Annotated in this window: 27 protein-coding genes; 18 read left to right on the forward strand and 9 right to left on the reverse strand. The window is 58.1% G+C overall.

What is annotated here, in order from left to right; genetic code table 11:
• Positions 1 to 13: 13 nt before the first annotated feature.
• A complete protein-coding gene (locus IB213_RS01985; protein WP_192405230.1) occupies positions 14 to 1,252 on the reverse strand; it encodes a multifunctional CCA addition/repair protein in 1,239 nt (412 codons plus the stop codon).
• A 55-nt stretch (positions 1,253 to 1,307) separates the two neighbouring features.
• Between IB213_RS01985 and queC the strand changes: the two genes are divergently transcribed.
• Both queC and IB213_RS01995 read left to right on the forward strand, forming a co-directional pair.
• Positions 1,308 to 2,012: a 7-cyano-7-deazaguanine synthase QueC gene (gene queC / locus IB213_RS01990; RefSeq protein WP_192405231.1), complete on the forward strand. Its 705-nt coding sequence runs from the start codon at positions 1,308 to 1,310 to the stop codon at positions 2,010 to 2,012.
• A gap of 67 nt (positions 2,013 to 2,079) precedes the next feature.
• Complete coding sequence (locus tag IB213_RS01995) at positions 2,080 to 2,541, forward strand: hypothetical protein (protein ID WP_192405232.1); 462 nt, start codon at positions 2,080 to 2,082, stop codon at positions 2,539 to 2,541.
• 91 nt (positions 2,542 to 2,632) lie between these two features.
• On the opposite strand, the gene IB213_RS02000 is transcribed toward IB213_RS01995, so the two are convergent.
• The 3 genes from IB213_RS02000 to IB213_RS02010 form a co-directional block, all read right to left on the reverse strand.
• Entirely contained in the window at positions 2,633 to 3,316 is a 684-nt protein-coding gene (locus tag IB213_RS02000; RefSeq protein WP_192405233.1) for a glutathione S-transferase family protein, read from the reverse strand.
• Positions 3,317 to 3,409: 93 nt separating this feature from the next.
• Entirely contained in the window at positions 3,410 to 3,685 is a 276-nt protein-coding gene (locus tag IB213_RS02005; protein WP_191722685.1) for a hypothetical protein, read from the reverse strand.
• 18 nt (positions 3,686 to 3,703) lie between these two features.
• Positions 3,704 to 4,276, reverse strand: a complete 573-nt coding sequence (locus tag IB213_RS02010) for a 5-formyltetrahydrofolate cyclo-ligase (protein ID WP_191722686.1) — start codon at positions 4,274 to 4,276, stop codon at positions 3,704 to 3,706.
• A gap of 14 nt (positions 4,277 to 4,290) precedes the next feature.
• On the opposite strand from IB213_RS02010, the gene IB213_RS02015 reads away from it, so the two are divergent.
• The gene (locus tag IB213_RS02015; protein ID WP_191722687.1) at positions 4,291 to 6,273 is read left to right on the forward strand and encodes a lytic transglycosylase domain-containing protein; all 1,983 of its coding nucleotides are present in this window, start codon (positions 4,291 to 4,293) and stop codon (positions 6,271 to 6,273) included.
• Positions 6,274 to 6,477: 204 nt separating this feature from the next.
• On the opposite strand, the gene IB213_RS02020 is transcribed toward IB213_RS02015, so the two are convergent.
• Together IB213_RS02020 and IB213_RS02025 are read right to left on the reverse strand one after the other, a co-directional pair.
• Entirely contained in the window at positions 6,478 to 7,422 is a 945-nt protein-coding gene (locus IB213_RS02020) for an MBL fold metallo-hydrolase (protein ID WP_192405234.1), read from the reverse strand.
• Positions 7,423 to 7,424: 2 nt separating this feature from the next.
• A complete protein-coding gene (locus IB213_RS02025) occupies positions 7,425 to 9,134 on the reverse strand; it encodes an AMP-binding protein (protein WP_192405235.1) in 1,710 nt (569 codons plus the stop codon).
• A 228-nt stretch (positions 9,135 to 9,362) separates the two neighbouring features.
• Here IB213_RS02025 and IB213_RS02030 point away from each other — a divergent pair, with 228 nt between their 5' ends.
• The 10 genes from IB213_RS02030 to IB213_RS02075 all read left to right on the forward strand — a co-directional run bounded on the left by IB213_RS02030 (position 9,363) and on the right by IB213_RS02075 (position 18,198).
• Positions 9,363 to 9,845, forward strand: a complete 483-nt coding sequence (locus tag IB213_RS02030) for an Lrp/AsnC family transcriptional regulator (RefSeq protein WP_191722689.1) — start codon at positions 9,363 to 9,365, stop codon at positions 9,843 to 9,845.
• 328 nt (positions 9,846 to 10,173) lie between these two features.
• Positions 10,174 to 10,884: a GNAT family N-acetyltransferase gene (locus IB213_RS02035; protein ID WP_191722690.1), complete on the forward strand. Its 711-nt coding sequence runs from the start codon at positions 10,174 to 10,176 to the stop codon at positions 10,882 to 10,884.
• Positions 10,885 to 10,987: 103 nt separating this feature from the next.
• On the forward strand, positions 10,988 to 11,872 hold the full coding sequence (locus IB213_RS02040; protein WP_191722691.1) for an HlyC/CorC family transporter: 885 nt from the start codon (positions 10,988 to 10,990) through the stop codon (positions 11,870 to 11,872).
• A complete protein-coding gene (gene lnt / locus IB213_RS02045; protein WP_192405236.1) occupies positions 11,869 to 13,434 on the forward strand; it encodes an apolipoprotein N-acyltransferase in 1,566 nt (521 codons plus the stop codon). The genes IB213_RS02040 and lnt overlap by 4 nt, the downstream gene beginning before the upstream one ends.
• A gap of 171 nt (positions 13,435 to 13,605) precedes the next feature.
• Positions 13,606 to 14,130, forward strand: a complete 525-nt coding sequence (gene fabA, locus IB213_RS02050) for a bifunctional 3-hydroxydecanoyl-ACP dehydratase/trans-2-decenoyl-ACP isomerase (protein ID WP_191722693.1) — start codon at positions 13,606 to 13,608, stop codon at positions 14,128 to 14,130.
• Positions 14,127 to 15,347 (forward strand): beta-ketoacyl-ACP synthase I, encoded by a 1,221-nt coding sequence (gene fabB, locus IB213_RS02055; RefSeq protein ID WP_192405237.1) that lies wholly within the window; start codon positions 14,127 to 14,129, stop codon positions 15,345 to 15,347. Before fabA ends, fabB begins: the two co-directional genes overlap by 4 nt.
• 103 nt (positions 15,348 to 15,450) lie before the next feature.
• On the forward strand, positions 15,451 to 16,026 hold the full coding sequence (locus tag IB213_RS02060) for an HAD-IIIA family hydrolase (protein ID WP_192405238.1): 576 nt from the start codon (positions 15,451 to 15,453) through the stop codon (positions 16,024 to 16,026).
• A gap of 55 nt (positions 16,027 to 16,081) precedes the next feature.
• On the forward strand, positions 16,082 to 16,855 hold the full coding sequence (locus IB213_RS02065) for a 1-acyl-sn-glycerol-3-phosphate acyltransferase (RefSeq protein WP_192405239.1): 774 nt from the start codon (positions 16,082 to 16,084) through the stop codon (positions 16,853 to 16,855).
• Positions 16,852 to 17,610 carry a M48 family metallopeptidase gene (locus tag IB213_RS02070; RefSeq protein ID WP_192405240.1) on the forward strand — a complete coding sequence of 253 codons (759 nt, stop codon included), beginning with the start codon at positions 16,852 to 16,854 and terminating at the stop codon, positions 17,608 to 17,610. Before IB213_RS02065 ends, IB213_RS02070 begins: the two co-directional genes overlap by 4 nt.
• Positions 17,611 to 17,778: 168 nt before the next feature.
• The gene (locus tag IB213_RS02075; protein WP_191722698.1) at positions 17,779 to 18,198 is read left to right on the forward strand and encodes a rhodanese-like domain-containing protein; all 420 of its coding nucleotides are present in this window, start codon (positions 17,779 to 17,781) and stop codon (positions 18,196 to 18,198) included.
• Positions 18,199 to 18,255: 57 nt separating this feature from the next.
• On the opposite strand, the gene galE is transcribed toward IB213_RS02075, so the two are convergent.
• Together galE and lysM are read right to left on the reverse strand one after the other, a co-directional pair.
• Positions 18,256 to 19,275: a UDP-glucose 4-epimerase GalE gene (gene galE, locus IB213_RS02080; protein WP_192405241.1), complete on the reverse strand. Its 1,020-nt coding sequence runs from the start codon at positions 19,273 to 19,275 to the stop codon at positions 18,256 to 18,258.
• Between the two features lie 92 nt (positions 19,276 to 19,367).
• A complete protein-coding gene (lysM, locus tag IB213_RS02085) occupies positions 19,368 to 19,838 on the reverse strand; it encodes a peptidoglycan-binding protein LysM (protein WP_191722700.1) in 471 nt (156 codons plus the stop codon).
• 179 nt (positions 19,839 to 20,017) lie between these two features.
• On the opposite strand from lysM, the gene IB213_RS02090 reads away from it, so the two are divergent.
• The 5 genes from IB213_RS02090 (at position 20,018) to rfbC (ending at position 24,329) form a co-directional block, all read left to right on the forward strand.
• On the forward strand, positions 20,018 to 20,791 hold the full coding sequence (locus tag IB213_RS02090; RefSeq protein ID WP_191722701.1) for a type III pantothenate kinase: 774 nt from the start codon (positions 20,018 to 20,020) through the stop codon (positions 20,789 to 20,791).
• Between the two features lie 70 nt (positions 20,792 to 20,861).
• Positions 20,862 to 21,932: a dTDP-glucose 4,6-dehydratase gene (gene rfbB, locus IB213_RS02095; protein ID WP_192405242.1), complete on the forward strand. Its 1,071-nt coding sequence runs from the start codon at positions 20,862 to 20,864 to the stop codon at positions 21,930 to 21,932.
• Complete coding sequence (gene rfbD / locus IB213_RS02100) at positions 21,929 to 22,825, forward strand: dTDP-4-dehydrorhamnose reductase (protein WP_192405243.1); 897 nt, start codon at positions 21,929 to 21,931, stop codon at positions 22,823 to 22,825. Before rfbB ends, rfbD begins: the two co-directional genes overlap by 4 nt.
• A gap of 65 nt (positions 22,826 to 22,890) precedes the next feature.
• A complete protein-coding gene (gene rfbA, locus IB213_RS02105; RefSeq protein WP_191722704.1) occupies positions 22,891 to 23,778 on the forward strand; it encodes a glucose-1-phosphate thymidylyltransferase RfbA in 888 nt (295 codons plus the stop codon).
• Positions 23,775 to 24,329 carry a dTDP-4-dehydrorhamnose 3,5-epimerase gene (rfbC, locus tag IB213_RS02110; protein WP_192405244.1) on the forward strand — a complete coding sequence of 185 codons (555 nt, stop codon included), beginning with the start codon at positions 23,775 to 23,777 and terminating at the stop codon, positions 24,327 to 24,329. The genes rfbA and rfbC overlap by 4 nt, the downstream gene beginning before the upstream one ends.
• Positions 24,330 to 24,404: 75 nt before the next feature.
• Here the strand turns inward: rfbC and IB213_RS02115 are convergent, their stop codons facing one another.
• On the reverse strand, positions 24,405 to 25,499 hold the full coding sequence (locus tag IB213_RS02115) for a zinc ribbon domain-containing protein (protein ID WP_192405610.1): 1,095 nt from the start codon (positions 25,497 to 25,499) through the stop codon (positions 24,405 to 24,407).
• Between the last annotated feature and the right edge of the window lie 50 nt (positions 25,500 to 25,549).

Here is a 25,549-nt window from a genome sequence, read left to right on the forward strand (position 1 = left end):
CGGCTGGGTGGTTTCAACTGTCCAGCCACGCCGCCACGGCCTGCACTCTGACAGACGCTACGGCCTCACCAATTGCCTTGCCTTTGAGTCCCCGTTGTGCCGCCGTTTGGGCTGCTGTGGCGGTGTCTACCGTCAGCGCAGCCTGCAGGCCCTGCCACAGACGTTGGCGCTGCGGGTAGGGGCGCTCTTCAAAGCCCAGCCGCCCGCGTGCATCGCACTCGCAGGCCCACAGTGCTTGCGCAAAGCGTTCGGGCTTGCGGATGGCATCGCAGCGCTCGTACAGGCGCACTAAAGCAGCGGCATTCAAATCCTGACTGCGGTGGATGTTGCCGTGCTCGCGGGCCACCAGATCGGCCAGCTCTTTGCAGTCATTGGGTACGCGCCAGCGGTCGCACACGCCTTTGAGCAGCTGTGCACTGCGCTGCTCATGGCCAATGTGGCGCGGCAGCATGTCGGCGGGCGTGGTGCCTTTGCCAAAGTCGTGGCACAGGCAGGCAAAACGCACCGTGAGCGGGGCGTCCAGCTGGGCGGCCATGTCCAGCACCATCATGGCGTGCACGCCGCTGTCTACCTCGGGGTGGTACTCGGCGCGCTGGGGCACACCCCACAGGCGATCCAGCTCTGGCAGCAACACCTTCAAGGCCCCGCAGGCGCGCAGCACTTCAAACATGCGTGAGGGCTGGGCGGCCATCAGCCCGCGGCTGATTTCTTGCCAGACGCGCTCGGGCACCAGGTGGTCGGCCTCGCCGGCCTGCACCATCTCGCGCATCAGCTGCAAGGTTTCTGGCGCTACGGTGAAGTCATGAAACCGCGCCGCAAAGCGCGCTACGCGCAGAATGCGCACCGGGTCTTCGCGGAAGGCGTCGGTGACGTGGCGCAGCACTTTGGCCTGCAGATCGGCCTGGCCGTCATAGGGGTCAAATACGGCTTCAACGCCTGTCCAGTCTGCCGGAGCAGCCATGGCATTGACGGTCAAGTCGCGCCGGGCCAGGTCTTCCTGCAGCGTGACATCGGGCGAGGTATGCACCACAAAGCCCCGGTAGCCCATGCCGCTTTTGCGCTCGGTGCGCGCCAGTGCGTATTCCTCGTGGGTTCTGGGGTGCAAAAACACGGGAAAGTCGCGCCCCACGGGGGTGAAGCCGAGCGCGGTCATTTCTTGCGGTGTGGCGCCCACCACGACCCAGTCGGTATCGTGAAAAGGACGTTGCAACAAGCGGTCGCGCACTGCGCCGCCAACCTTGTAAATCTTCATGGCACTAAGTGTAGGCGCGGCAAGGCATGGCCGGGACGTGCTGTAATTTCTCCCTATGCATACCTCTGCGCTTGTAATGTTTTCGGGTGGACAGGACTCCACCACATGCTTGGCCCATGCGCTGTCGAAATACGACCGTGTGGAGACCTTGGGCTTCAACTATGGCCAGCGCCACAGCATTGAGATGCAGGTGCGCCTGCAAGTGCTGGAGAAGTTGCGTACGCAATTTGCGCAATGGGCGCACAAGCTGGGGCAAGACCACGTGCTGTCGCTGGATGTGCTGCAGCAAATTGGCGGCTCTTCGCTGACCGATGAGGTGGCTTTTGCCATGCAGGCCGATGGGTTGCCCAATACCTTTGTGCCGGGGCGCAATCTGCTGTTTCTGACTGTGGCCGGAGCACTGGCCTACCGCCGTGGTGTGCAGGTGATTGTGACGGGCGTGTGTGAAACGGATTTTTCAGGCTACCCCGATTGCCGCGATGACACCATGAAGGCCATGCAGCTGGCGCTGAATCTGGGGCTGGAACGCCGCCTGCGCATTGAAACTCCGTTGATGTGGATCGACAAAGCCGCCACCTGGCAGATGGCCCAGGATTTGGGCGGTGATGCGCTGGTAGAGCTGGTGGTGAACGACACCCACACCTGCTATCAGGGCACGCGCGATGTGCTGCACGACTGGGGCTACGGCTGTGGCAGCTGCCCCGCGTGCGAGCTGCGCGCCAGTGGCTGGCAGCGCTGGAAGCGCACGCAGTCCGCCTGAGCCATTGCGCAGCCAGTGTTTTGCTGGCTTTTATTGTTCATCTTTTGCCTGATTGGCTTGCCTGCCCATGTCTATTGCCGACGCTCTCACCATTGCCCAGATGAACCCCGACGGCAGCGTGCCCGTGCCTGAAGCACCGGACGCACAGGCCAATGCGGCAGCGGCCGCCTTGGAGCGTGAGGCGCAGCTGGAGGCCTTACAGACACAGATGGCGGACTTGCAGGAGGTGCTGTCCAAACCGCTGTCTGAGATTTTGGCCGACCACGAGCGCTTCAAGAAAGCCGCCGCCGCGTGGGATGCCTTTGGCGCGATGTGGATGCTGTCGCAGCGGGCCATGCGCCGTGTGGCACTGGACCTGGCCGAGCAGCAGGGCGTGAGCGAAGCCGATGTGGTGGCGCGTGCCATGGCCTATGGCAATGAGGTGCTCAATGGAGAGGACGTGGACCTCTGCGGCTCTATTGCCCCGGCGCAAATGGCGCACATTGCGCGGCACAAGCTGTTTTTACGCAACCAGTTCAGGCAAGGCTGAGCGTTATCGACATCGACACCTGAACCGGCTGCAGACCACCTGCGCCGGCTTTTAACCTGCCTTGGGCAAGACGCAGCCTAGCTGTGCGGCTTCAACGCTGTGTGCGGTAGGGCTCTTCAAAATCGCGAAAGTCCTGCTCGGCCAGCGCATCGGTGATCCAGGCCTGCACGGCTGGCAGTGCCCGCACCCGCTCAACATAGGCCGCGATGGCTGGCGGCAGGGGCAGCGCGTAGGTGTGCAGGCGCATGCACACAGGGGCAAAAAAAGCGTCAGCCATGCTGAAGCTGCCAAACAGCATGGGGCCGCCGTGGCTTTGCAGCAGCGTGCCCCACATCTCGATCAGGCGTGACACATTGGCGCGCACGGCGTCTTGCTCGGCCCAGATCCTGGCGCCCACTTCGGGCAAAGCGGCCTCGATGTTCATCGGGCAGTGGCTGCGCAGGGCGCCAAAGCCGCTGTGCATTTCTGCGCAGATGCTGCGTGCCCGTGCGCGGTCGGCAAAGGCTTTGGGCCAGATGCCTGCGTGGGGAAATTCTTCGGCCAGGTATTCCGCAATGGCAAGGGTGTCCCACACCGCCAGTCCGTCATGCACCAGCAGCGGCACATTGTGCGTGGGGGTCAGGGCGCGCATGGTTTGCTTGAACTGTGAACCGGGCGCAAAGCTGTCAAAGCGCACCATGACTTCTGTAAACGGAATGCCCAGCTGGCGCATGGCCACCCAGGGGCGCATTGACCATGACGAGTAGTTTTTGTTACCGATGTACAACTGCAGCATGAGTCACTCCTTATTGAAAAAAGTAGCTGTTAACGCTTTGTCCTATTGGTTTTAAGCATCTTTTCTATCTGAAAACAAGCAGGCGTAAGCGCTTTAAGCTTCTATTTTTGTACGCGGGCGCAGCCCAGCCTGAGCTGCATGGGTCTGGTGCACCATGTCAGACAGCCACGCGTGGCTTTCTGGCAGGTTGAATAAAAAGTCCCAGATGGCATCGTGCTGGCGTGGGGTCAGGCTGTGCGGGCCGTGCTTGCGCATGTGGGTTTGCAGGCGCTGTACCTCTTGACGCGTCAGGGGCGAGGCCATGGGCGTGAGCGGAGGGCGCTGCTGAATCAGACGCTGGGGAACAGATTTCTTTTTACGAATGGGCATACGGGAGCAAACAATCCATCAAACCGGCCAAATGACGCCGTTGTCGTTCAGGATGGCATCTAAAGGCAAGTCGTGCGATTGCGGCACGAAATCCTCAATGAAACCCTGGGTGAATCCAAGGCCGACGGTATGGGGCGCTGGGGTGAGCTTGGCCAGCGTGCGGTCGTAAAAACCGCCGCCGTAACCCAGCCGGTAGCCGCCCGGGCCGTAGCCTACGCAGGGCACAAACAGCAAAGTGGGGGTCAGAACCTCGGTGTCTTTGGGCTTGGGAATGCCGTAGGCGTCTTCTTCCATGGGGCAGCCGGGGTGCCAGGCATGAAAACGCATGGTTTTGGTGACCTTGTCGATCACGGGCAGGGCAATGCGGCGGCGCTGGGGCTTGTCCAGCAGTTCACCGTCTTCTTTCCAGCGATGCAGCACGGGCAGGGGGTCAAACTCGCCCTTGATGGGCCAGTAGGCGCCTATCACGAGATCGGGTCGGTCCACCAGCCAAATGCGCATCACGCGTTGTAAATCGTCTGCGCGCTGTAGGCGGTCGGCCATATTCAGGCGTTGCTGCACCAAGGTGCGTCGAAGGGCCACTTTGTCCATCACATAATTCCCCCATGCAATGGCACAAGATTCTGACACCGCTTTGCGCGGCCGTACTTTTAAGCGCTCCTGTTTCGTGGGCAACTGCCCAAACGGCAGGGGACAATGTTTTGCTGCAAATGCAGGAAGCGGCCCGCAAGGGCGATAAGGCCAGACTGGCCACGCTCCTGCCACAGACGGCAGGGCACCCCCTGGAGCCGTGGGCCGCATATTGGGAGCTCAAGAGCCGCCTCAATACGGCAGCGCCTTCTGAAGTTGAGGCATTTTTGCAACGCTGGCGCGGCACCTACCAGGAAGACCGCATGCGCAATGACTGGTTGCTGCTGCTGGGCCAGCGCCGTCAATGGGCAGACTTTGAGCGCCTGTTGCCCGAGTTCCGCATGCAGGACGACCGCGAGGTGCGCTGCTATGAGCTGGCGGTGCAGACCATTGAGCGCCGCCAGCCCGAGCATGCCCCGCAAGAAGTGGCTCGCCTGTGGCACGCACAGCGCGACGGCGACGACGGTTGCACCCAGGCGGCCAGCGAGCTGTATGCGATCAAGAAGCTCGATGAGGGTGAAGTGTGGAAGCGGGCCCGCCTTTCGGCAGAGCTCAATCGCCAGACCGCCGCTCGTCGCGCAGTCGATATCGTGGCGCCAGAGGCGCTGCAGCATGTGGCTGAAGTGTTCGCCTCACCGATCAAATACCTGGCAGGCACCAGCAAGGTGCGTGGCAATACCCGCCGTGAACTGGCTGCACTGGCGCTGATCCGCGTGGCCAGCAACGACCCGGAACAAGCCGCCAGCCTGATGGAAACCCGCTGGGGCAACCAGTTGCGCGCAGAAGAGCGTGACTGGGTCTGGGGTGTGATTGGCAAGGTAAGCGCACGCCGCCTGTCCAGCGATGCCGTGGGCTACTTTGCCAAAGTGGGCAAGCCAGAGCGCATGTCCGAAGAGGCGCAGGAGTGGATGGTGCGCGCCAACTTGCGCGCCGGTCAGTGGCATACGGTACGCAAAACCATTGATGACATGCCGCCTGCCATGCAGGCAGACAGCACATGGGTGTACTGGAAGGCGCGTGCCTTGCTCAACGACCGCCGCGTGAGCGAGGCCGAGCAGGCCGAAGCCAGACGCCTGCTGCAAAGCATTGCCAGCGTGAAAGGCTTTTACGAAAAACTGGCGCTGGAAGAACTGGGCCAGGCTGTCACCATGCCCCCCGCACCACCGCCACCGACTGCGCAAGAGCAGGCAGCCGTTGCAAGCAACCCCGGTCTGCAGCGTGCCCTGTATGCCATCCGCATCGGTCTGCGCAGCGAAGGAGTGCGCGAATGGAATTACAGCGTGGGCCTGCACGTGCCCGGTGGCATGAACGACCGCGAACTGCTGGCCGCTGCCGATCTGGCCTGCAAGGCGCAGATATGGGACCGCTGCATCAACACCAGCGAACGCACGCGCGATGTGATTGACTGGAACCAGCGCTTTCCCATGCCTTTCCATGACGCGGTGATTGCACGCTCCAAGAGCATTGGGCTGGACCCGGCGTATGTGTATGGGCTGATTCGCCAGGAAAGCCGGTTCATCATGGATGCGCGCTCGCATGTCGGGGCATCGGGCTTGATGCAGGTGATGCCTGCCACTGCCAGATGGACGGCCAAGAAGATCGGCATGACCGACTTTCAGCCCCACATGATCAACGACCGCGATGTGAACATCACGATTGGCACGTCCTACCTGAAGCTGGCGCTGGATGATTTTGATGGCTCCATGGCCTTGGCCGCTGCGGGCTACAACGCCGGGCCCGGTCGCCCGCGCAACTGGCGCAACGGCCCCGTTTTGGACGGTGCCATCTGGGCTGAAAATGTGCCGTTTGCAGAAACCCGCGACTACGTCAAGAAGGTGCTCTCCAACGCCACCAATTACGCAGCCATGATTACGGGCCAGCCCCAGTCGCTGAAGGCACGCTTAGGCACGATTGGCCCGAAGCTGACCTTGACGGAAGCGACGCCTGATTTGCCTTAAGGCCCGCCGACACCACTCTGGCATTTCGTTACAAAGCCTTGGCAATACCTTGGGGGTCTGCCAAGGCTTTGCAGCCGGTCGTAAGGCCAGCGTCAACCTGTGACTGGCTGGTGTGTGAGTGGCGCTTGCTGCGTGAAAGGTGTAAGCGGGGTCAAAGGCGTCAAAGGCGTCAGAGACTCAAGCCAACCTGTCAGCCGTCAGCGGTCAGCGGTTGCAAAGTACCAGCACGCCGTCTTGCTGCTCCACAGCGGCGGCTTTGCTGCTGACCAGCTCTTCAATCAGCGTGCCCAGCCAGTTTTCCAGGCTCTGTGCTGCAAAGTACCGCTCGTGCAGCATGCCCACGTACGGGGTGTTGACGCACCAGCCCTGCACCTGCTGCAGGGGCAGTTGCTGCCACTCCAGCAGTTTGTATTTGAGCAGCACCTTGGCGGCGTAACGGGCGTGGCGCAGCGGACTTTCCATGAAACCGTGCAAGCGCTTGCGTGCAATGGCCAAAGCCTGCGTCACATCGCTGAACTTGGGGCCGTGGCCTGGCAGCACCAGCGATGGCTGCAGCGCTTCAATCACATCCAGTGTGGCGGCCACTTCGGCAAACGCCTGCTCTCCCTCAATTTCCGGGAAAACCACCCCAAAGCCGTTCTCCCAAAGAGCGTCGGCTGAAATGAGGGTGCGCTGCTGCGGCTCAAACAGGATGATGGAGTGCGGGTCATGGCCCGGCGCTGCATGCACCTGCCAGCGCTGCTGACCGAGATTGATTTCGGTGCCTGGCTCCAGCACGTGATCGGCATGAAAGCGCGGGCATTCTTGCCCCGTGGGCGTGTAGCTCAGGGCGGCAGGGTCCCAGGCGCGTACATGTTGAAGCTGCCCGGGGGCTATCCACGTCTGCAGATGGGGCCAGCGGGCTTGCAAGGCAGCGTTGCCGCCGCAGTGGTCACTATGTAAGTGGGTGTTGAGAATGCGTGTGAGCGGGCGCGTGCCAATGCTGTTTTCAACCAGCGTCACGGTTTGCTCAGCGTGCACGCAGTAGCCGGTATCCACGATGGCTGCGCTGTCGTCGTCCACAAAAATGACGTTATTGGCTGACAGCCAGCCACGTTCCAGAAAAAACATACCGGGCCCAAGGCCCGGTGAGGAAAGGGCGTGATCCATGGTCAATGTGCTGCGGGCGCCTTGTCTGAAGCGCTGGGGCTGCGCAATTCGCGGCGCAAAATTTTGCCCACGTTGGTTTTGGGCAGCTCTTCGCGAAACTCAATGTACTTGGGGCGCTTGTAGCCGGTGAGGTTGTCGTGGCAGTAGCGCAGCAGGCGTTCTTCGGTAAGTGTGGGATCGTTCTTGACCACAAACACCTTGATGGCTTCGCCAGCATGTTCATCGGGTACACCGATGGCAGCACATTCCACCACGCCGGGGCACAGCGAGATGACGTTCTCCAGCTCATTGGGAAAGACGTTAAAGCCGCTGACCAAGATCATGTCTTTCTTGCGGTCAATGATCTTGATGAAGCCGCGCTCGTCCATCAGTCCTATATCGCCGGTGCGCATGAATCCGTCGGCCGTAAAGGCCTGGGCGGTTTCTTCGGGCTGGTTGTAGTAGCCACGCATCACGTTGGGGCCCTTGATGCAGATTTCACCGTTTTCTCCCTGAGGCACGGTGTTTCCTTCATCGTCCTTAATCGCAATGTCAATGCCGGGCAAGGGCAGGCCAATGTTGCCGCTAAAACTGGTGGCATTCACGGGGTTGTTGGTGCCAATGGCGCAGGTCTCGCTCATGCCCCAGCCTTCAATCATGACCTTGCCGGTCACTTTCTGCCACTGGCGCGCTGTGCCTTCGGAGGCCGCCATGCCCCCGGCCTGCGATACCGCCAGCTCTGAAAAATCAATGGTCCGGAATTTGTCGTTTTGCAGCAAGGCGTTGAACAAGGTGTTCACAGCTGGCAGCGTGTGAAAGGGGCGCTTGCGCAGCACTTCCACAAACTTGGGGATATCGCGCGGATTGGGGATCAGGCTCATGCTGGAGCCTTGGCGCAGCGACAGCAGCAGCAGCGTCAGCGCAAAGATGTGATAGAGCGGCAGTGCAGCAATGCTGTGCAGTTTGCGCAGGTCGGTCGTGCCAGCGTAAGCGGGGGCAAACCATGCCTCGGCCTGCAAGGTGGCGGCAATGATGTTGCGGTGGGTGAGCACCGCGCCTTTGGACAGGCCCGTGGTGCCGCCCGTGTATTGCAAGAAGGCAATGCTGTCGTGGTTGACCTGGGGCTTGCGCAGCGTTTTGCCAGCGCCTGTCGACAGTGCTTTATTAAAAGTTGTGACGGTGCGGCCATCCAGCGGCAGCTCGTAGGCGGGCACCATCTTGGCCAGATGGCGCACGGCAAAGGTGATCCAGCGGCCATACGCAAAACCCAGCAAGTCGCCCATGGAGGCCATGCACACATGCTTGATGGGTGTGTGCGTGATGACGTCCGACAGCGTGTGCGCGAAGTTCTCCAAAATAATGATGGCCGTCGCCCCGGAGTCCTTGAGCTGGTGCTCCAGCTCGCGCGCGGTGTACAGCGGGTTGACGTTGACACAGGTGTAGCCAGCGCGCAGCACCGCCGCCATGCTGACGGCAAACTGCGGAATATTGGGCAGCATGATGGCTACGCGGGCATCGGGCGCAAGGTTCAGGCTTTGCAGCCAGGCCGCCAGTTGCAGGGACAGTTTGTCCAGATCCCGGTACTTCATCCACACGTCCATGCACACCGTGAAGGGCTGATCGGCGTACTTGCTCAGCGAATCTTCCAGCATGTCGACCACGGAGGCGTAGATCTCTGGTTTGACTTCGTGGGGTACCCCTGCAGGGTAGTGGTTGAGCCACAGACGATCCATGTCAGCGCCTTTCTTCATTGGTGCGGCCTGCAGCAACAACGCTAGGCCCTGTCAGCATTCTTGAAGGGGACCCATGAATTGGGGAGGGGGCTTTTCCTAGGGAAAGAGCAAACCAAGGGTTTGATCGGGGGCACTGAAGTCAAAAAAATTGCGTTGAGCCAAGCTTGCTTGCAAAATTCATGGCGTTAACTTGGTCAATCACTGATTGCCTGCATAGAATCCGCTCACATGACTGCAGAACACACCCTCGATAAGCTGGACCGTTCCATCCTGCGCCGCTTGCAGGAAAACGGACGTGAAACCTATGACGTGATTGGCGAGCAGGTTGGCCTGTCCCCCAGCGCGGTGCTACGCCGCGTCAAGCGTCTGGAAGAGGCCGGTGTGATCGAGCGCTATGTGGCGCTGGTGCCACCCGAAAAAGTGGGCCTGGGTTTGACCGCCTACCTGAATGTGCGTCTGGAAAAAAGCACCGAAACGCACAAGCGCAATCCCATGGACGCATTCCGTCAGAGCGTGCAAAACTGGCCCGAAGTGGTGGAGTGCGCATCGCTGACCGGCGAGATGGACTATCTGCTGCGCGTGGTGGTGGCCGATATGCAGCACTACAGCCGCTTCATCATGGAAACCCTGCTCAAGCACCCCAGCGTGTCGGACTGCAAAACCAGCTTTGTGCTGGACCGCGTCAAAGCGACCACGTCGGTGCCTGTGTAAAAAGATAGCTAACAGCGCTTTGTTATCAAGTATTTCAGGTAGTTTTGTATCTGAAGTCATTGCTATATAAGCACTAGTAGCTACTTTTTTAATCATCGCTTCAAAAACAGCACCTGTGGGTGCTGTTTTTTTGTGGTGCAAAAGCACCGCTGTGCTGCCAAGAAGACAGCAAACAGAGGCCACCCCAATACCCAGCACACTTGATTTATGCTGCAATGCAGCAAATTAACGTAAACCCTAGGTTTTGCACCGTCTTAAAACAATGCTGTCGCTGCGGCGTGCGATGCCTGAAACAATGTGCCAAGCCTTCTGCACAGGACTTTGACCCATGACCGAGCCACTCCGTTGGATCTCTTCACCCTGGAAAGCCAGCAAGCAATGGCTGCGTAAAGCCTCGGCCAAACGCAGCGTGCCCACCATGGTGCCCATCCGGGAGCTGTCAGAACGCCACCGCGGACGCATCCGCACCCACTTGCTCAAGCTGGACGAGGGTGACCGTTACCTGCGCTTTGGCTACGCAGCCAATGACGAACAGGTGGTGCGCTATGCAGACAATCTGAATTTTGAGCGTGACGATATTTTTGGCATCTTCAACCGCCGACTCGAGCTGATCGCCATGGCGCACCTGGCCTATACCGATCTGGCGCACCACAGCAACTGTGCAGAATTCGGGGTGTCCGTGCTGAAGTCCGCACGCGGTCTGGGCCTGGGCACTCGTTTGTTTGCGCGTGCCGTGCTGCACTCGCGCAACAAGGGGGTAGAGATGATGTTCATCCACGCGCTCAGCGAGAACACCCCCATGCTCAAAATTGCACGCAATGCCGGTGCCCGTGTGCAGCGTGATGGCACCGAGTCAGAGGCTTATCTGAAATTGCCCGCAGCAGGTCTGGACACACAGGTCTCTGAGCTGTGGGACAACCAGGTCGCAGAAGTGGACTACCAGTTCAAGAAGCAGGCCAAGCAGTTCTGGTCCATCCTGGCCGACGTGCAGGCTATCCGTCAGGATGTGCGCGAAGGGCGGCACAAATCATCTCCATAAGTGCGCAGGCGGCGCGGGTTCGGCAAGCTATTTATTGTCTGAATGGCGGAATCCGCTATCCTTAGCCCCCTATCCACTACTGCACGTCCTGCACTGTAAGACTGTGTCCGACCCGCATCCTGCGCGCCATGCTGAGCGCGAAGACAAGCGCACTTTTCTGCAAAAAATTGTCGAATTTATTCATCCCGGACTCGACTCCAAGGATGAACTTATCGAAACCCTGGCTCAGGCCGAAGTCAACGAGGTTATCGGTACTGAAGCACGTGTCATGCTGGAAGGCGTCATCCGCATGGCAGACCGTACAGCCGCAGACATCATGGTGGCTGCAACGCGTATGGATGTGCTGGACATCGAGGCGCCCTATGACCAATTGCTGGGGCAAGTCATACGCACCGCGCATTCGCGCTTTCCCGTCTATGAGGGCGAGCGGGGCAACATCATCGGCATCTTGATGGCCAAAGACCTGCTCAAATTGCAGCGTTCACCGTCTTTGAATGTGCGCGCCTTGCTGCGGCCCGTGGCTTTTGTGCCCGAGACCAAGGGGTTGCACGACTTGCTGCGCGAATTCCGCGCCAACCGCAACCACATGAGCATTCTGATTGACGAGTTCGGCAATGTGGCTGGCCTGGTGACCATGGAAGACGTACTGGAACAAATCGTCGGTGAGATCGAAGATGAGTTCGATATCCCCGAGGAAGACGGCGATATTTTTGCGCTGGCGGACAACACCTACCGTGTGGCGGGCCACACACCGTTAGAACGCGTGCAAGAAGCATTTGGCGTGAGTTTTTCTCAAGAAGACGGCGCTGACGAATTTGACACGATCGGTGGCTGGATCAGCCACGTGATGGGGCGCTTGCCCAAGCGTGGCGAGTCCTGGGAGGGCGCAGGCCTTCACTTTGTGGTGCTGCATGCTAAGGGCGGTGCCGTGCGGTGGTTCCAGGTTACGCGTGTTGCCAGCGACATGCAGGAAAGCACGGGCAAATGAATGCTGCTGCAGTCACATCAGCGCGTCAGCGCAGCTGGCCGTGGTGGGTATGGCTGCTGCCCTTGATGGTGGCGGGCTGTTTGCAAGCGGCTTCATTGGCCTGGCCCCAGGGCGGCCAGCCTGTGTGGTGGCTGCAAATATTGTCACTGAGTGTGTTGTGCACCGCCGCCCAGCAGGCGCAAAGTGCCAAGCACGCAGCGTGGCTGGGCGGGGTGTTTGCCACGACGTGGCTGGCTGCTACTTTCTGGTGGCTGTTTATATCCATGCACACTTATGGCGGGTTGCCAGCACCTCTGGCGGTCATTGCTGTGCTGGCGCTGGCTGCTTTTTTAGGCAGCTATTACGCCTTGATGCTCTGGGTGTGGCGGCGCTGGTCGGTGCCAGGCTGGCAGGCGGTCTGGCTGTTTGCCGCGTGCTGGACACTGGCAGAGCTGGCCCGCGGCACGCTGTGGACAGGCTTTCCGTGGGGCGCTATCGGCTATGCCCATGTGGATGGGCCCTTGTCAGTGTGGCCAAGGTGGCTGGGGGTGTATGGCACAGGGGCGATTGCGGCCGCCATAGCCATGGCATTGGTGCAAGTCACGGTTTTGGCTCAGCGTAAAAAACTCTCGGTGAGCCTGCTGGCTGCAGGAGCGCTGCTCTGGCTGGGAGCTGCCTGGACTCAGCAGCAAGCGAAGGCACTAGCAGGGCGAGACCCTGTCAAGGTGGCATTGCTGCAGGGCAATATTGCGCAGGATGAAAAATTCGTACCCGGTGGCGGCATGGCCCAGGCATTGCAATGGTATGGAGAGCGTTTGCTGGAGGCGCCTGCCGCCTTGGTGGTCGCCCCCGAGACTGCGCTGCCATTGTTACCCCAGCAGCTTCCCAATGGTTATTTAGAAACAGTGACTGCTCCTTATCGCCAGCCGGGCAGTGCATCGGCAGCTTTGGTGGGTATGCCTTTGGGCAACGAAGTGCAGGGCTATAGCAACGCAGTGGTCGGCTGGATTCCCGGGGAAGTGCCAGAATATCGGTACGACAAGCACCACTTGGTACCTTTTGGGGAATTTGTTCCACCCTTGTTTCAGTGGTTTGTTCGCATGATGGACATCCCGCTGGGGGACTTCGCCCGAGCAAGCGTGGGCCAAGCCCCCATGGTGTGGCACGGAGAGCGCTGGGCACCCAATATTTGTTATGAAGACTTATTTGGTGAGGAGCTGGGGGTTCGCTTTGGCGATGCCTCTCAAGCGCCCACAGTGTTTGTCAATGTCAGCAACATTGCGTGGTTTGGTGACAGTATTGCCATCGATCAGCATTTGCAGATCAGCCGCATGCGCGCTCTGGAGTTTGAACGCCCCATGATCCGGGCCACCAATACGGGGGCAACAGCGGTGATTGACCACCGAGGCGCTGTGACGGCGTCCTTGCCTTCTATGACGCAAGCGGTGCTGCTGGCAGATGTCCAGGGACGCGATGGTCTGACACCATTTGCACGCTGGGTATCGCAATGGGGGCTATGGCCGCTGTGGCTGTTTTGCATTGCGCTCATAGCGTGGAGTGCTAAACAACGCAAGAAAAGTTGACAAAACAGGGTGTGATTGATGCGTTATGAGGATATTACAAGGGCTTTCTCCGACAAGCTGCCTGTGAACTTTCATAATGTGCGGCTGTGCGCAGCACATGGATAAACTGTCGCAATTACACATACACGAAAACCAAGTAGCGGCTCAAGCCGCTGCGGAGCAAGTTAGAAAATGGTTGAATCTTTTTCCTACGAACAGCTGATCGCTTCCGGTGAAGGCAAGTTGTTTAAGCCCGATAGCGGACGTCTGCCTTTGCCCCCCATGCTGATGTTTGATCGCATTACGCACATCAGTGATGAAGGCGGTACGCATGGTTTTGGCAAGATCGTCGCTGAGCTGGACGTGAACCCAGATCTGTGGTTTTTCAAATGCCACTTCCAGGGTGACCCTGTCATGCCCGGTTGCTTGGGTTTGGATGCCATGTGGCAGCTCATTGGTTTTTACCTGACCTGGCTGCAGTTGCCCGGTCGTGGCCGTGCTCTGGGCGCGGGAGAAGTCAAGTTCACGGGCGAAGTCGGCCCTGATGTGAAGCTGGTGACTTACGAAATCGACATCAAGCGCGTAATCAAGCGCAAGCTGAATATGGCGATTGGCGACGCTCGTTTGCTGGCTGACGGTAAAGAAATTTACGTAGCTAACGACTTGCGCGTGGGCTTGTTCCTGCGTGAAGGCGACGGTCAAGGGACTGCGGCATGAAAAAACGCGTAGTGATCACGGGCGCGGGCATTGTCTCGTGCATTGGTAACGACTTGGCAACCGTAGAGACTTCTTTGAGGGAAGGCCGCTCGGGCATCAAAGCCATGCCTCAGTTCACAGAACTGGGTATGCGCAGTCAAGTGGCTGGCATTCCCGAGATCGACGTTGAGGCGCGGATTGATCGCAAGCAGTTGCGGTTCATGGGCGATGCAGCCGCTTACGCGCAAATCGCTCTGGAAGATGCGATTGCGCAGGCTGCGCTGCCACCGGAAATGGTGAGCCACGCGCGCACCGGCCTGATCATGGGCTCTGGCGGTGGCTCTCCTGCCAACCAGATTGAAGCGGCAGATACGCTGCGCGAAAAAGGTATTCGCCGCGTTGGACCTTACCAGGTTACGCGCTGCATGAGCTCGACGGTGTCAGCATGTCTGGCCACCAACTTCAAGGTCAAAGGCATTAATTACTCCATCACCTCGGCGTGCTCTACTTCGGCGCATTGCATTGGTGCAGCTGCCCAGCAAATTGCCTGGGGCATGCAGGATGTGATGTTTGCTGGCGGTGGAGAAGAGCTGTCATGGGGCATGTCTTTGCTGTTTGACGGCATGGGTGCCATGTCCAGCAAGTACAACGCAACGCCTGAAAAAGCTGCGCGTGCTTACGATGCCAATCGTGATGGCTTCGTGATCGCTGGCGGCGGCGGTGCTGTGGTGCTGGAAAGCCTGGAGCATGCCTTGGCGCGTGGTGCCAATATCTTGGCTGAGGTGGTGGGCTTTGGCGCCACCAGCGACGGCGAAGACATGGTGGCACCTTCGGGTGATGGTGCTATTGCCTGCATGAAGCAGGCCATGGAAACTGTTGATGGTCCGATTGACTACATCAACACGCATGGCACATCGACCCCTGTTGGTGACATGCAGGAAGTGCGCGCCATGAAGGCGCTGTTTGGCGAGCAAGTGCCGCCTTTCTCGTCCACTAAGTCACTGACCGGCCACTCGCTGGGTGCTACGGGTGTGCAGGAAGCCATTTACTGCCTGATCATGCTGAACAAGGGCTTTATTGCCGGTTCGGTAAATGTTGAAACACCTGACGAGGCCTTGGGCGATATGCCACTGGTGACCCAGACCCGTGACGCACAGCTGAACACGGTCTTGAGCAACAGTTTTGGCTTTGGTGGCACCAACGCCAGCTTGGCACTGCGCCGCTGGACCGGCGCTTAAGAGCGCTGCGAAACTGCAAGAGCGGTGGTTACTTGGGCTTCAAATACCCTGGTGACGCCGCTCTTATCATTTGCACTTTGCTTACGCTGACTGCCTGACGTTTATGAAACTTGCCATTTTGGACTGCATCGGAACCCTCAACGTGGAGGGAGAAGACTCCATCGTGGCGTTCAAAGACTGGCGGCCTCAAGAGGGGGCGCTTGAGGCGGTTGCACAGCTCAATCGCGGTGGCTGGTATGTCACGCTGGCCACCAACCAGCCGGGTCTGGGGCGTGGCAGCTTTGATGTGACCGAACTGAATGTGCTGCACCAGCGCATGCTGCGTGAGCTAGCGGCCGTTGGTGCCCGGATTGAGGCGGTTTTTTTCTGCCCGCATACGCCTGACGAACATTGTGCGTGCCGCAAGCCAGCCCCAGGGTTGCTGCAGCAGATTGCCACCCGCTATGGCGCAGAGCCGCATGAGGTGTGGGTGATCGGGCAAGAAAGCAAGCACCTGCAAGCCGGCGAGGCAATGGGGGCCAACTTGGTATGGCTGCAATTGGGTGAGCAGGCACCTGCCACGCCGCTCAAGCAGGACGTACCCCAGTTTGCCAGCTGGAAGCTGCTGGCCGATGCCCTGGCCCCAGATGTGCAAACTACGGTACTTTCTTCACCACCTTCACCCTTGACCGGCAACTGATTGCCCAAGGCGGCTTTCATTGTGTGGACACCGTTCCATTTTTAGGATTGCCTTCATGTCGCTTCTTCGCTCTGTGATCCACATGCTGTGGATGGGCATTACTGTTATCCCGTACACCTTGCTGATTTTATTGGTCCGTGTGTGCGGTGGTTCACCCGCACTGCGCTGGACCATTGCGCGCGCCTGGCTCACGCTGAGTGTGGACAGTGCTGGCTGGTTCTGCGGTATCAAGTACCGCGTGCAAGGCATGGAAAATCTGCCAACTGGCGCTGAGCAGGGGGTGGTGCTGCTGTGCAAGCACCAGTCCACGTACGAGACATTTTTGATGCCTGCCATCATGCCCCGCTCTCTGGCCTATGTGTTCAAGAAAGAGCTGCTCAACATTCCATTCTTCGGCTGGTCGATCGGCAGTCTGGACATGATTCACATCGACCGCAAGCAAGGCTCGCGTGCCTTTCACAAGATGGTCGAGCAGGGCAAGCGTTTGCTGGCCCAAGGCATCTGGGTCATCATGTTTCCCGAAGGAACCCGCGTAGAGCGGGGGCAAGTGGGCGAATACAAAACGGGCGCCACCCGTCTGGCCATCATGACGGGCGCACCAGTGGTGCCGATTGCGGTGACGTCTGCCAAATGCTGGCCACGCAAATCGTTCATCAAAAAGCCCGGTGTGGTCGATGTCTCTGTAGGCCCGATGATTCAAAGTGCGGGACGCAAGCACGATGAGCTCATGCAAGAAGTGCAGGACTGGATTGAGGCTGAAATGCGCCGTCTGGATCCTGAGGCATACCCCGCTGTGCCTGCTATCAGTACTGGCAGCACACAAGCTTGAACGCTCCTGTCCTGGCTTATGCCCATCCCCAAGCCACGCACACCGCCCCTTTGGGCCATGCCAGCGTGGCTTATTTGTTGGTACGCAGCAGCCGCCGCAGTATTGGCCTGGAAGTCGGTGACAGTGGGCTGACGGTGCGTGCGCCCTTGCGCGTCAGCATGGCCAATATTGAATCGGTGCTACAAGGCAAGGCGCAGTGGGTGCTCAGCAAGCTGGGCGAGCGGCACACCAGAACCCAGCTAACACCGCGCATTGAGTGGCAGCACGGGGCATTGTTGCCGTACCTTGGCGGCACTTTGCAGTTGAACCTGCATCCTGCCGCCCCGCGCGGCGGCGAGTTGCTGGCCGTGGGGGAGTACCGCTGGGTGCTGCATTTGGCGCTGCCTGTGGATGCACCTGCTGCCAGCATTCGCGCTTTGGTCAATGCATGGTGGCTGCGCCATGCCCGTACGCTGTTTACTGAGCGATTGCAGCGCTTTGCACCCGCAGTGGGTGTGCAGTGGCAAAGCCTGCGGCTGTCCAATGCCCGTACGCGCTGGGGCAGTGCCAAGGAAGATGGCAGCATTATGCTGAACTGGCGGCTGTTGCACTTTCGCATGCCTGTGCTGGATTACGTGGTGGTTCATGAGCTGGCGCATTTGCGTGTAATGGACCACAGCCCCCGGTTTTGGACGGTAGTGGGTGCCACGTGCCCTGACTATGCGCGCTTGCGTGCCGAGTTGCGCCAGCATCCAGCGCCAGATTGGGTTCTGTAAAAAATAAGAGCTCCCTTCGTTTGGTACACAAGGTTTTCAATGCTGAAAGTATCTGAAATGCTTGCTTTTAAAGCGCTAATAGCTATATTTTTAATAACGGCATTGGATATTGCCTAAGGTCTGTGAGAAACTTTCTGCCAGTTTTTTGAATGCAAGGAAGCGCGTGCCATGACAACACAGCCAACTCTACAAGTGACGCCTGCCACAGCGTATGCCGGTGACATTCCCGCTCCGCTGGCTTGGCAGTGGGTGCAAAGCGGCCTGGCCGTACTGGTTGACGTGCGCACCAATGCAGAGCGTGCCTGGGTCGGTCAGGTACCCGGTGCTGTTCCCATCGAGTGGAAACAATGGCCAGGAATGGCCAGCAACCCAGACTTTGACGAGCAACTTCAAGCGGCTGTGCCTGAGGGTGGCAAAGTGGTGCTGCTTTGTCGCAGCGGCGTGCGATCGGTGGCCGCGGCTACACGCGCTGCGCAGTTGGGTATTGAGGCATACAACATCCTTGAAGGCTTTGAAGGCGATGTCGACGCCAATGGCCACCGAGGAAATATCGGCGGGTGGCGCAGACAGGGGCTGCCTTGGCGCTAGGGGCTGGCTTGGAGCTATGAAAAAGCGCCTTGGTGTTCATACACCAAGGCGCTTTTTTTAGCTCAGGTAGCCATTGGGGTTTTGACTCTGCCAGCGCCAAGCATCTGCGCACATGGTGGCCAGATCGTATTGGGCTTGCCAGCCCAGTGTTTGCTGCGCCGCATGGGGCGCGGCATAGTAACTGGCAAGATCGCCAGGGCGTCGGTCTGCCAGAACGTAAGGGATGGTTTTTTTGCACGCAGCTTCAAACGCATGAATGACATCCAGCACGCTGTGGCCCTGGCCGGTTCCCAGATTCAGGGTCAGTAACTCCGGACTTTGCTGGGACTGCAGCTTCTCTAACGCTTTTACATGGCCGCGTGCCAAGTCCATGACGTGAATGTAGTCGCGCACACCCGTGCCATCAGGCGTTGGGTAATCGCTGCCAAAGACCTGTACCGCATCGCGGCGGCCTACTGCCACCTGGGCAATGTAGGGCAGTAGATTGTTCGGAATACCTGCTGGATCTTCACCAATCCATCCGCTGCTATGGGCACCGATAGGGTTGAAATAACGCAAGACAGCCAGACTCCAGCTTGAATCTGAATGGTAGAGGTCAGACAGAATTTCTTCCACCATCAGCTTGCTGCGTCCATAAGGGTTCATGGCCGAAGTGGGGTGCGCCTCGTCATACGGTAAATACTGAGGAACACCGTAAACGGTAGCTGATGAGCTGAAAACCAGTTTGCGCAGGCCGGTGGCCTGCATGGCACGCAGCAGTACCAGCGTGCCGTTGACGTTGTTGTCGAAGTAGTCCACGGGGTGGGCAACAGACTCGCCCACCGCTTTTTTCCCTGCGAGATGCACAACACTGTCGATACTGTGCTCTCTGATAGCGGCTTCCAAAGTGCTCTGCTCTCGAACATCACCTTGGACAGTTTTGATTTTTTGACCTGTGATTTTCTCGACGCGCCGGACTGCTTCGGGGTGGCTGTTGCTGAAATTGTCGTAAATCACTACTTCATGACCATTTTGAAGAAGTTCTACGGCTGTGTGTGTACCAATGTAGCCAGCGCCGCCAGTGAGCAGAGTTTTCATGAGTGTGTGCTTGCGAGGAAATGGCGTGAATTTTAATGAATGCCTAAAGAAAAAGCGCCCTCAAGGAGCGCTTTGACGATGGAGCATTTAACTTACAGTGCCGGAATACGCAGTTTCTGGCCAGGGTAAATTTTGTCAGGATGGCTCAGCATGGGCTTGTTGGCCTCAAAGATCGTTGGGTACTTGTTGGCATCGCCATAGTATTTCTTGGCGATCGCCGACAGCGTGTCACCGCGTACAACGTCGTGGTACTGCGCCTCTGGCTCAGGGTTGGTGACGGTCATTTGGTTGTCCACTGACGTGACATTGGCCACATTCCCGCAGCACAGCGTAATTTTTTCTTTGACCGCTTGTGTGGGGGCCTCGCCCGCGACCGTGACCTTGCCCTGATTGCCGTCGTAGCTGACCTTCAGATTGCTCACTCCCAGCTTTTGCACATTGATATAAGTCTCAATGGCAGCAGCAGCTTTGCTGTTGAGGTCCTCTGGAGCGGTGGCCGCTTGTGCGTCCTTGCCGCCAAACAGTTTTTCGCCAGCTTCTTTGATAAAACTAAACAGGCCCATACGTTCACTCCTGAAAAAGTTGAAAGGCAGCAAACAATGTAACGGCAAACCCGTTTACACAAGGACAGACACATCCTACGTCTGAATTCTTGACAATTTGCGCTGAAATGCTGCATTCGTCAGTGAATCGTTTCACAAAGCACACGAGCGCCGTCTGAAAATTCTTGATAATGCCGCCCATGACTTTTCTGGCCATCGATATCGGCAACACGCGCCTGAAGTGGGCGATGTATGACGCACCACGTCCTGGAGCAGCTTTGCTGGCCCATGGCGCTGAGTTCCTGGAGCACATTGAGCGTTTAGCGGAAGGCCCCTGGAGCAAGTTGCCCGCGCCTACGCACATGCTGGGCTGCGTTGTGGCAGGTGAAACAGCACGGCGGCGCGTGCACGATCAGATGGAGTTGATGCTGGGCTGGGAGCTGGAGCCCAAATGGGTGGTGCCATCGGTGCAGGAAGCGGGGGTGACGAATGGTTATGAGCACCCGCTGCGTCTGGGCGCTGACCGCTGGGTTGCCATGATTGGTGCGCGCAACCATATCCTTGAGCGCGGTATTGAACGCCCATTGATTGTGGTGATGGTGGGCACAGCAGTGACGGTCGATGCGCTGGACGCACGAGGCAACTTTCTGGGGGGCTTGATTTTGCCGGGCCACGGCATCATGCTGCGGGCCCTGGAAAGTGGAACGGCGGGGCTGCATGTTCCAACGGGGTCGGTCACGCCGTTCCCCCAAAATACCAGCGATGCCTTGACCAGTGGCGGCACCTACGCCATCGCAGGGGCTGTAGAGCGCACATACCAGCACCTGTACCTGCATTGCAGCATGGAGCCAGCTTGTGTGATGGCCGGTGGTGCGGGCTGGAAGATGGTGCCCAGCATGACGCGCCCCTTCGAACTGGTCGACAACCTGATCTTTGAAGGCTTGCTGGTGATGGCACAACAGCGCTGGGGGTGATAGTCAGCCTGCGGGCATAAGGGCTGGTGTCACGATAATGCGTGCTCACTCCTGAATTACTCCAAGTACCATGATTCTTGTCACCGGTGGCGCAGGCTTCATTGGCGCAAACTTTGTTCTCGACTGGCTGGCTGTCACGAATGAGCCAGTACTCAATGTCGACAAGCTGACCTATGCGGGCAATCTGCAAAGCTTGGCCAGCCTGCATGGCGATGCGCGTCACATCTTTGTGCAGGCTGATATTGCCGATGGCAAGACAATGGCGCAGTTGCTGGCCCAGCACCAACCGCGTGCCATCATCAACTTCGCGGCAGAAAGCCATGTGGACCGCTCCATTCATGGGCCAGAAGACTTTATTCAGACCAACGTGGTGGGTACTTTTCGCTTGCTGGAAGCGGCGCGTGCCTACTGGAGTGATTTAGAGGGTGCCGCCAAAAGCAGTTTCCGGTTTCTGCACGTCTCCACCGATGAGGTCTTTGGAACACTGGCACCCCACGATCCGGCTTTTACCGAAACACACAGCTACGCGCCCAACAGCCCGTACTCCGCGTCAAAAGCGGCATCTGACCATTTGGTGCGTGCCTGGCACCATACCTATGGTTTGCCGGTGTTGACCACCAATTGCAGCAATAACTACGGTCCGCTGCACTTTCCTGAAAAGCTGATCCCGCTGATGATTGTGAATGCCTTGGCGGGCAAGCCACTGCCTATTTATGGCGATGGAATGCAGGTGCGCGACTGGCTGTATGTGCGTGACCATTGCAGCGCGATCCGCCATGTGCTGGATGCGGGCAAGCTTGGTGAAACCTACAACGTGGGTGGCTGGAATGAAAAAACCAATCTAGACATCGTCACAGCCGTGTGTGCACTGCTCGATGAGTTGCGCCCTCGTGCATATCGCAAGTCGTATGCAGAGCAAATGACCTTTGTGACAGACCGCCCTGGCCATGACCGGCGTTACGCCATGGATGCTCGCAAGCTTGAACGTGAGCTGGGCTGGAAGCCTGCTGAGACGTTTGAAACCGGTATTCGCAAAACTGTCCAGTGGTATCTGGACAACCCACAGTGGGTCGCCAGCGTGCAGTCTGGTAGCTACCGCGACTGGGTGCAAAAGCACTACAGCCTAGAGGGCAGCGCATGAAGATTTTGCTGTTCGGAAGTACCGGGCAGGTTGGCTGGGAGCTTCAACGCAGCCTGGCCCCTTTGGGCGAAGTGATCGCATTGCAGCACCGAACGCCCTCTGACGGCCTGTGCGGTGATGTGAGTGACTTGCTAGGGCTGGCGCAGACCATCCGTACCGTACGCCCGGATGTGATTGTGAATGCTGCGGCGCACACAGCAGTGGACAAGGCAGAGGGAGAGCAGGCGCTGGCATTGCGCCTGAATGCTCAGGCCCCTGAGGTCATGGCTCTGCAGGCGCATTCTCTGGGTGCCTTACTGGTGCACTACAGCACCGACTATGTGTTTGATGGCAGTGGCTGCAATGCACACAAAGAGGGCGATACCACAGGGCCGCTGTCGGTCTATGGCCGAACCAAGCTTGAAGGCGAGCAGCGCATTGAGGCGACAGGGTGCCGCCACCTGATTTTTCGTACCAGCTGGGTGTATGGCTCGCGTGGAAGAAACTTTGCCAAGACAATGCTTCGTCTGGCGCAAGAAAATGACGAGTTCAGCGTCATCAGCGATCAGTGGGGAGCGCCAACAGGTGCTGATCTGATTGCGGATGTCACTGCCCATGCCCTACGCCATGTCCAAGCGCACGACCACGATCTGGGCCTGTACCACCTGGTTGCAGGTGGTACAACCACATGGCATGCCTATGCCAGCCACGTCATTGCACAGGCGAGAATTTTGCGCCCCGATCTGCCCTGGAAGGTGCAACATGTAGCTGCGGTGCCCACCACTGCCTTTCCTGCGGCTGCCCAGCGGCCATTGAATTCACGCCTTAGCACTGTCAAGTTGCAGGCTGCCATGCGGCTGCATCTGCCTGTCTGGCAGCAAGGTGTAGACCGCATGTTGCGCGAGATCTTGTGAGTTCAAGTAAAAGCAGGCTAAATTATTGACTGGCAAGCACTCGATGCTATTAATTTGTGAACATTATGACTGCACAGCGCAAAGGCATTATTTTGGCGGGTGGCTCCGGCACACGTCTGCACCCGGCCACGCTAGCCATCAGCAAGCAGCTACTGCCCGTCTATGACAAGCCCATGATCTACTACCCGCTGAGTACTTTGATGCTGGCGGGTATCCGAGACATTTTGATTATCAGTACGCCGCAAGATACGCCGCGTTTTGCGCAACTGCTGGGTGATGGCAGTGAATGGGGATTGAGCCTTCATTACGAGGTACAGCACAGCCCTGATGGATTGGCACAGGCATTTTTGATTGGCGAGAAGTTTCTCAACGGTGCACCCAGTGCCCTGGTGTTGGGCGACAACATCTTCTATGGCCATGATTTCCAGCGCTTACTCAAAGAAGCCAGTGACCAGACATCCGGTGCGACGGTGTTTGCCTATCATGTTCAAGATCCTTCTCGCTATGGCGTTGCTCAATTCGATGATCACGGCAAAGTGCTGTCTGTAGAAGAAAAACCGGAAAATCCAAAATCCAATTTTGCGATTACAGGGCTGTATTTCTACGATGCACAAGTCGTAGAAATGGCCAAGGGCCTCCAGCCATCGCTGCGTGGTGAATTGGAGATCACCGACCTGAACAGGTTGTACCTCGAAAAAAATCAGTTGAATGTGCAGCTCATGCGTCGTGGGTATGCGTGGCTGGATACCGGAACACACGAGAGTTTGCTTGAGGCCGGGCAGTTCATCGCCACGCTGGAGCAAAGGCAGGGGCTGAAAGTGTCTTGCCCAGAGGAAATTGCATTTCGCTCAGGGTGGATTGACGCAGCACAAATAGAAAAACTGGCCCAGCCGCTGCTTAAAAATGGCTATGGAAAATATTTAATGCAATTTATTAAAGGGCCTAAGTTTTGAGAAAAATACCCACAGTTTTTTCTGAACTGATGTTGCTCGAGCCCAAAGTCTGGATGGACGCTCGTGGGTCTTTTCAAGAAGCCTTTAATCAGCGTGTTTATGCTGATTTTTTAGGCGATGATGTCCTTTTCTTGCAAGACAATTTAAGTCACAGTCAGCGAGGTGTTTTAAGAGGCTTGCATTACCAGGTGGCTCCTTGTGCACAGGGAAAATTGATCTATGTGATTCAAGGTGAGATTTGGGATGTCGTGGTGGATATTCGAAAGAGTTCTCCAAATTTTGGAAAATGGACGAGCCATCAACTCTCGGCAAAAAATGCCCAACAGCTTTGGATACCTCCTGGATTTGCCCATGGGTTTCTTGTGCTGAGTGCGACTGCAGATGTCATGTACAAAACCACGGCGTACTACGCGCCCCAGTCTGACCGGGGCATAGCGTGGAACGATGCGGACATCGGTATCCAGTGGCCTGATTTGGGCGTGGATTTTCTGTTGTCTGACAAAGACCAGAAACAGCCTGCTTTCAAAGATGCGCAAGTCTTTGCGGCCTGAACGCAAAACCACGCGGCATTCAATTAAGAACGGCAGCCATGGGCTGCCGTTTTGCCGGCTGCATTGGGTGCGTGTTCAATCAACTGTTTGTACCCAGGTCATCACCGTGAGCAATACCAGCACCGCACATAGCACAGCAAAGAAAATCTTCACCCAGCTGTACGGCCGCTCACCGGCAATCTGTGCGGTATAGCCATTGGCGATGATCTGGTAGTTTTTGCTGCCATAGGTGTAGCCCACCACCCAGATGGGCACCAGCACGTGTTTGAAGGTGCGGCCTGCATACTGCCGCTGCACGCGAAGATTGCGGTGGGTATCGCCGGGCACCTGGTGTGCGCACATGGCTTGCACCTGGTGGCCCATGTCCTGTTCATTGAGTGTGGCGGCTTTGTGCAAATCCACCTGGTAGCGCTCAACCGTCCAGCCCCGGACAAACTCCGGGGTGTAGGGCTGAAGGTCGGTGGTGGTGGGAAATGGTTCCACCGCACGCAGCAGCTTGGCATGCACCCCCACAGTGCCGGGTACTAATTCGTCATCAAAAAAATGCTTGAGCTGCCCAGATGCCGACTCCCACCGGGTGTGGCGCACCTGTCGTGTCTGGGTATTGCCGCTGGCATCGCGGTAGCTTTCGGTGGTGTAGTAGTAAAAGCCTGCCTCAGCCTGCCATGTGGCGCTGACGTAGGCATCAAACGTCCAGTACGGCAGATAGACGCCATGCAGCGTGTCCGTCAGTGCGGCGTGCTTGAGCTTATTCGGTGCAAACCAGCGTGAGCCGTACCACTGGCGAATCTTGTCGCGGATCTGCCCATCACTGATCTTGAACGGGAGGATGCTTTGCGGGGTGATGACATCGCTGCCATCTTCATGCGCCACGATGGCGGGAGAGCCACAAAAGTCACAGCGCTGCGCGACACGCCCGTCCACAAACACTGAAATTGCGCGGCAGTTTTGGCACTGCACTTCATTGCGCTGCTGGCCCCAGCCGCGGCCACTGGGCGGCTGGCTGAGTGCTTCGGCCAAGTCTTGCTCAACGATGGCCTGGCCAAGTTCTTCGCGGACTTCCTCGCTCCACGGCACTATGGTGCCGCAGTACGGGCACTTGAGCGATTGCGCCTTGGCATTCCACTCCAGATTGGCACCGCACTCCGGGCATGGGTGCTTGCGCACCATGGAGGGCTTGGGTACATCAGGGGCTGGTGTGTATGAAGAAGTGTCAGTCA

Source organism: Comamonas sp. CMM02 (assembly GCF_014851485.1).
GTDB lineage: Bacteria > Pseudomonadota > Gammaproteobacteria > Burkholderiales > Burkholderiaceae_C > Comamonas > Comamonas avium.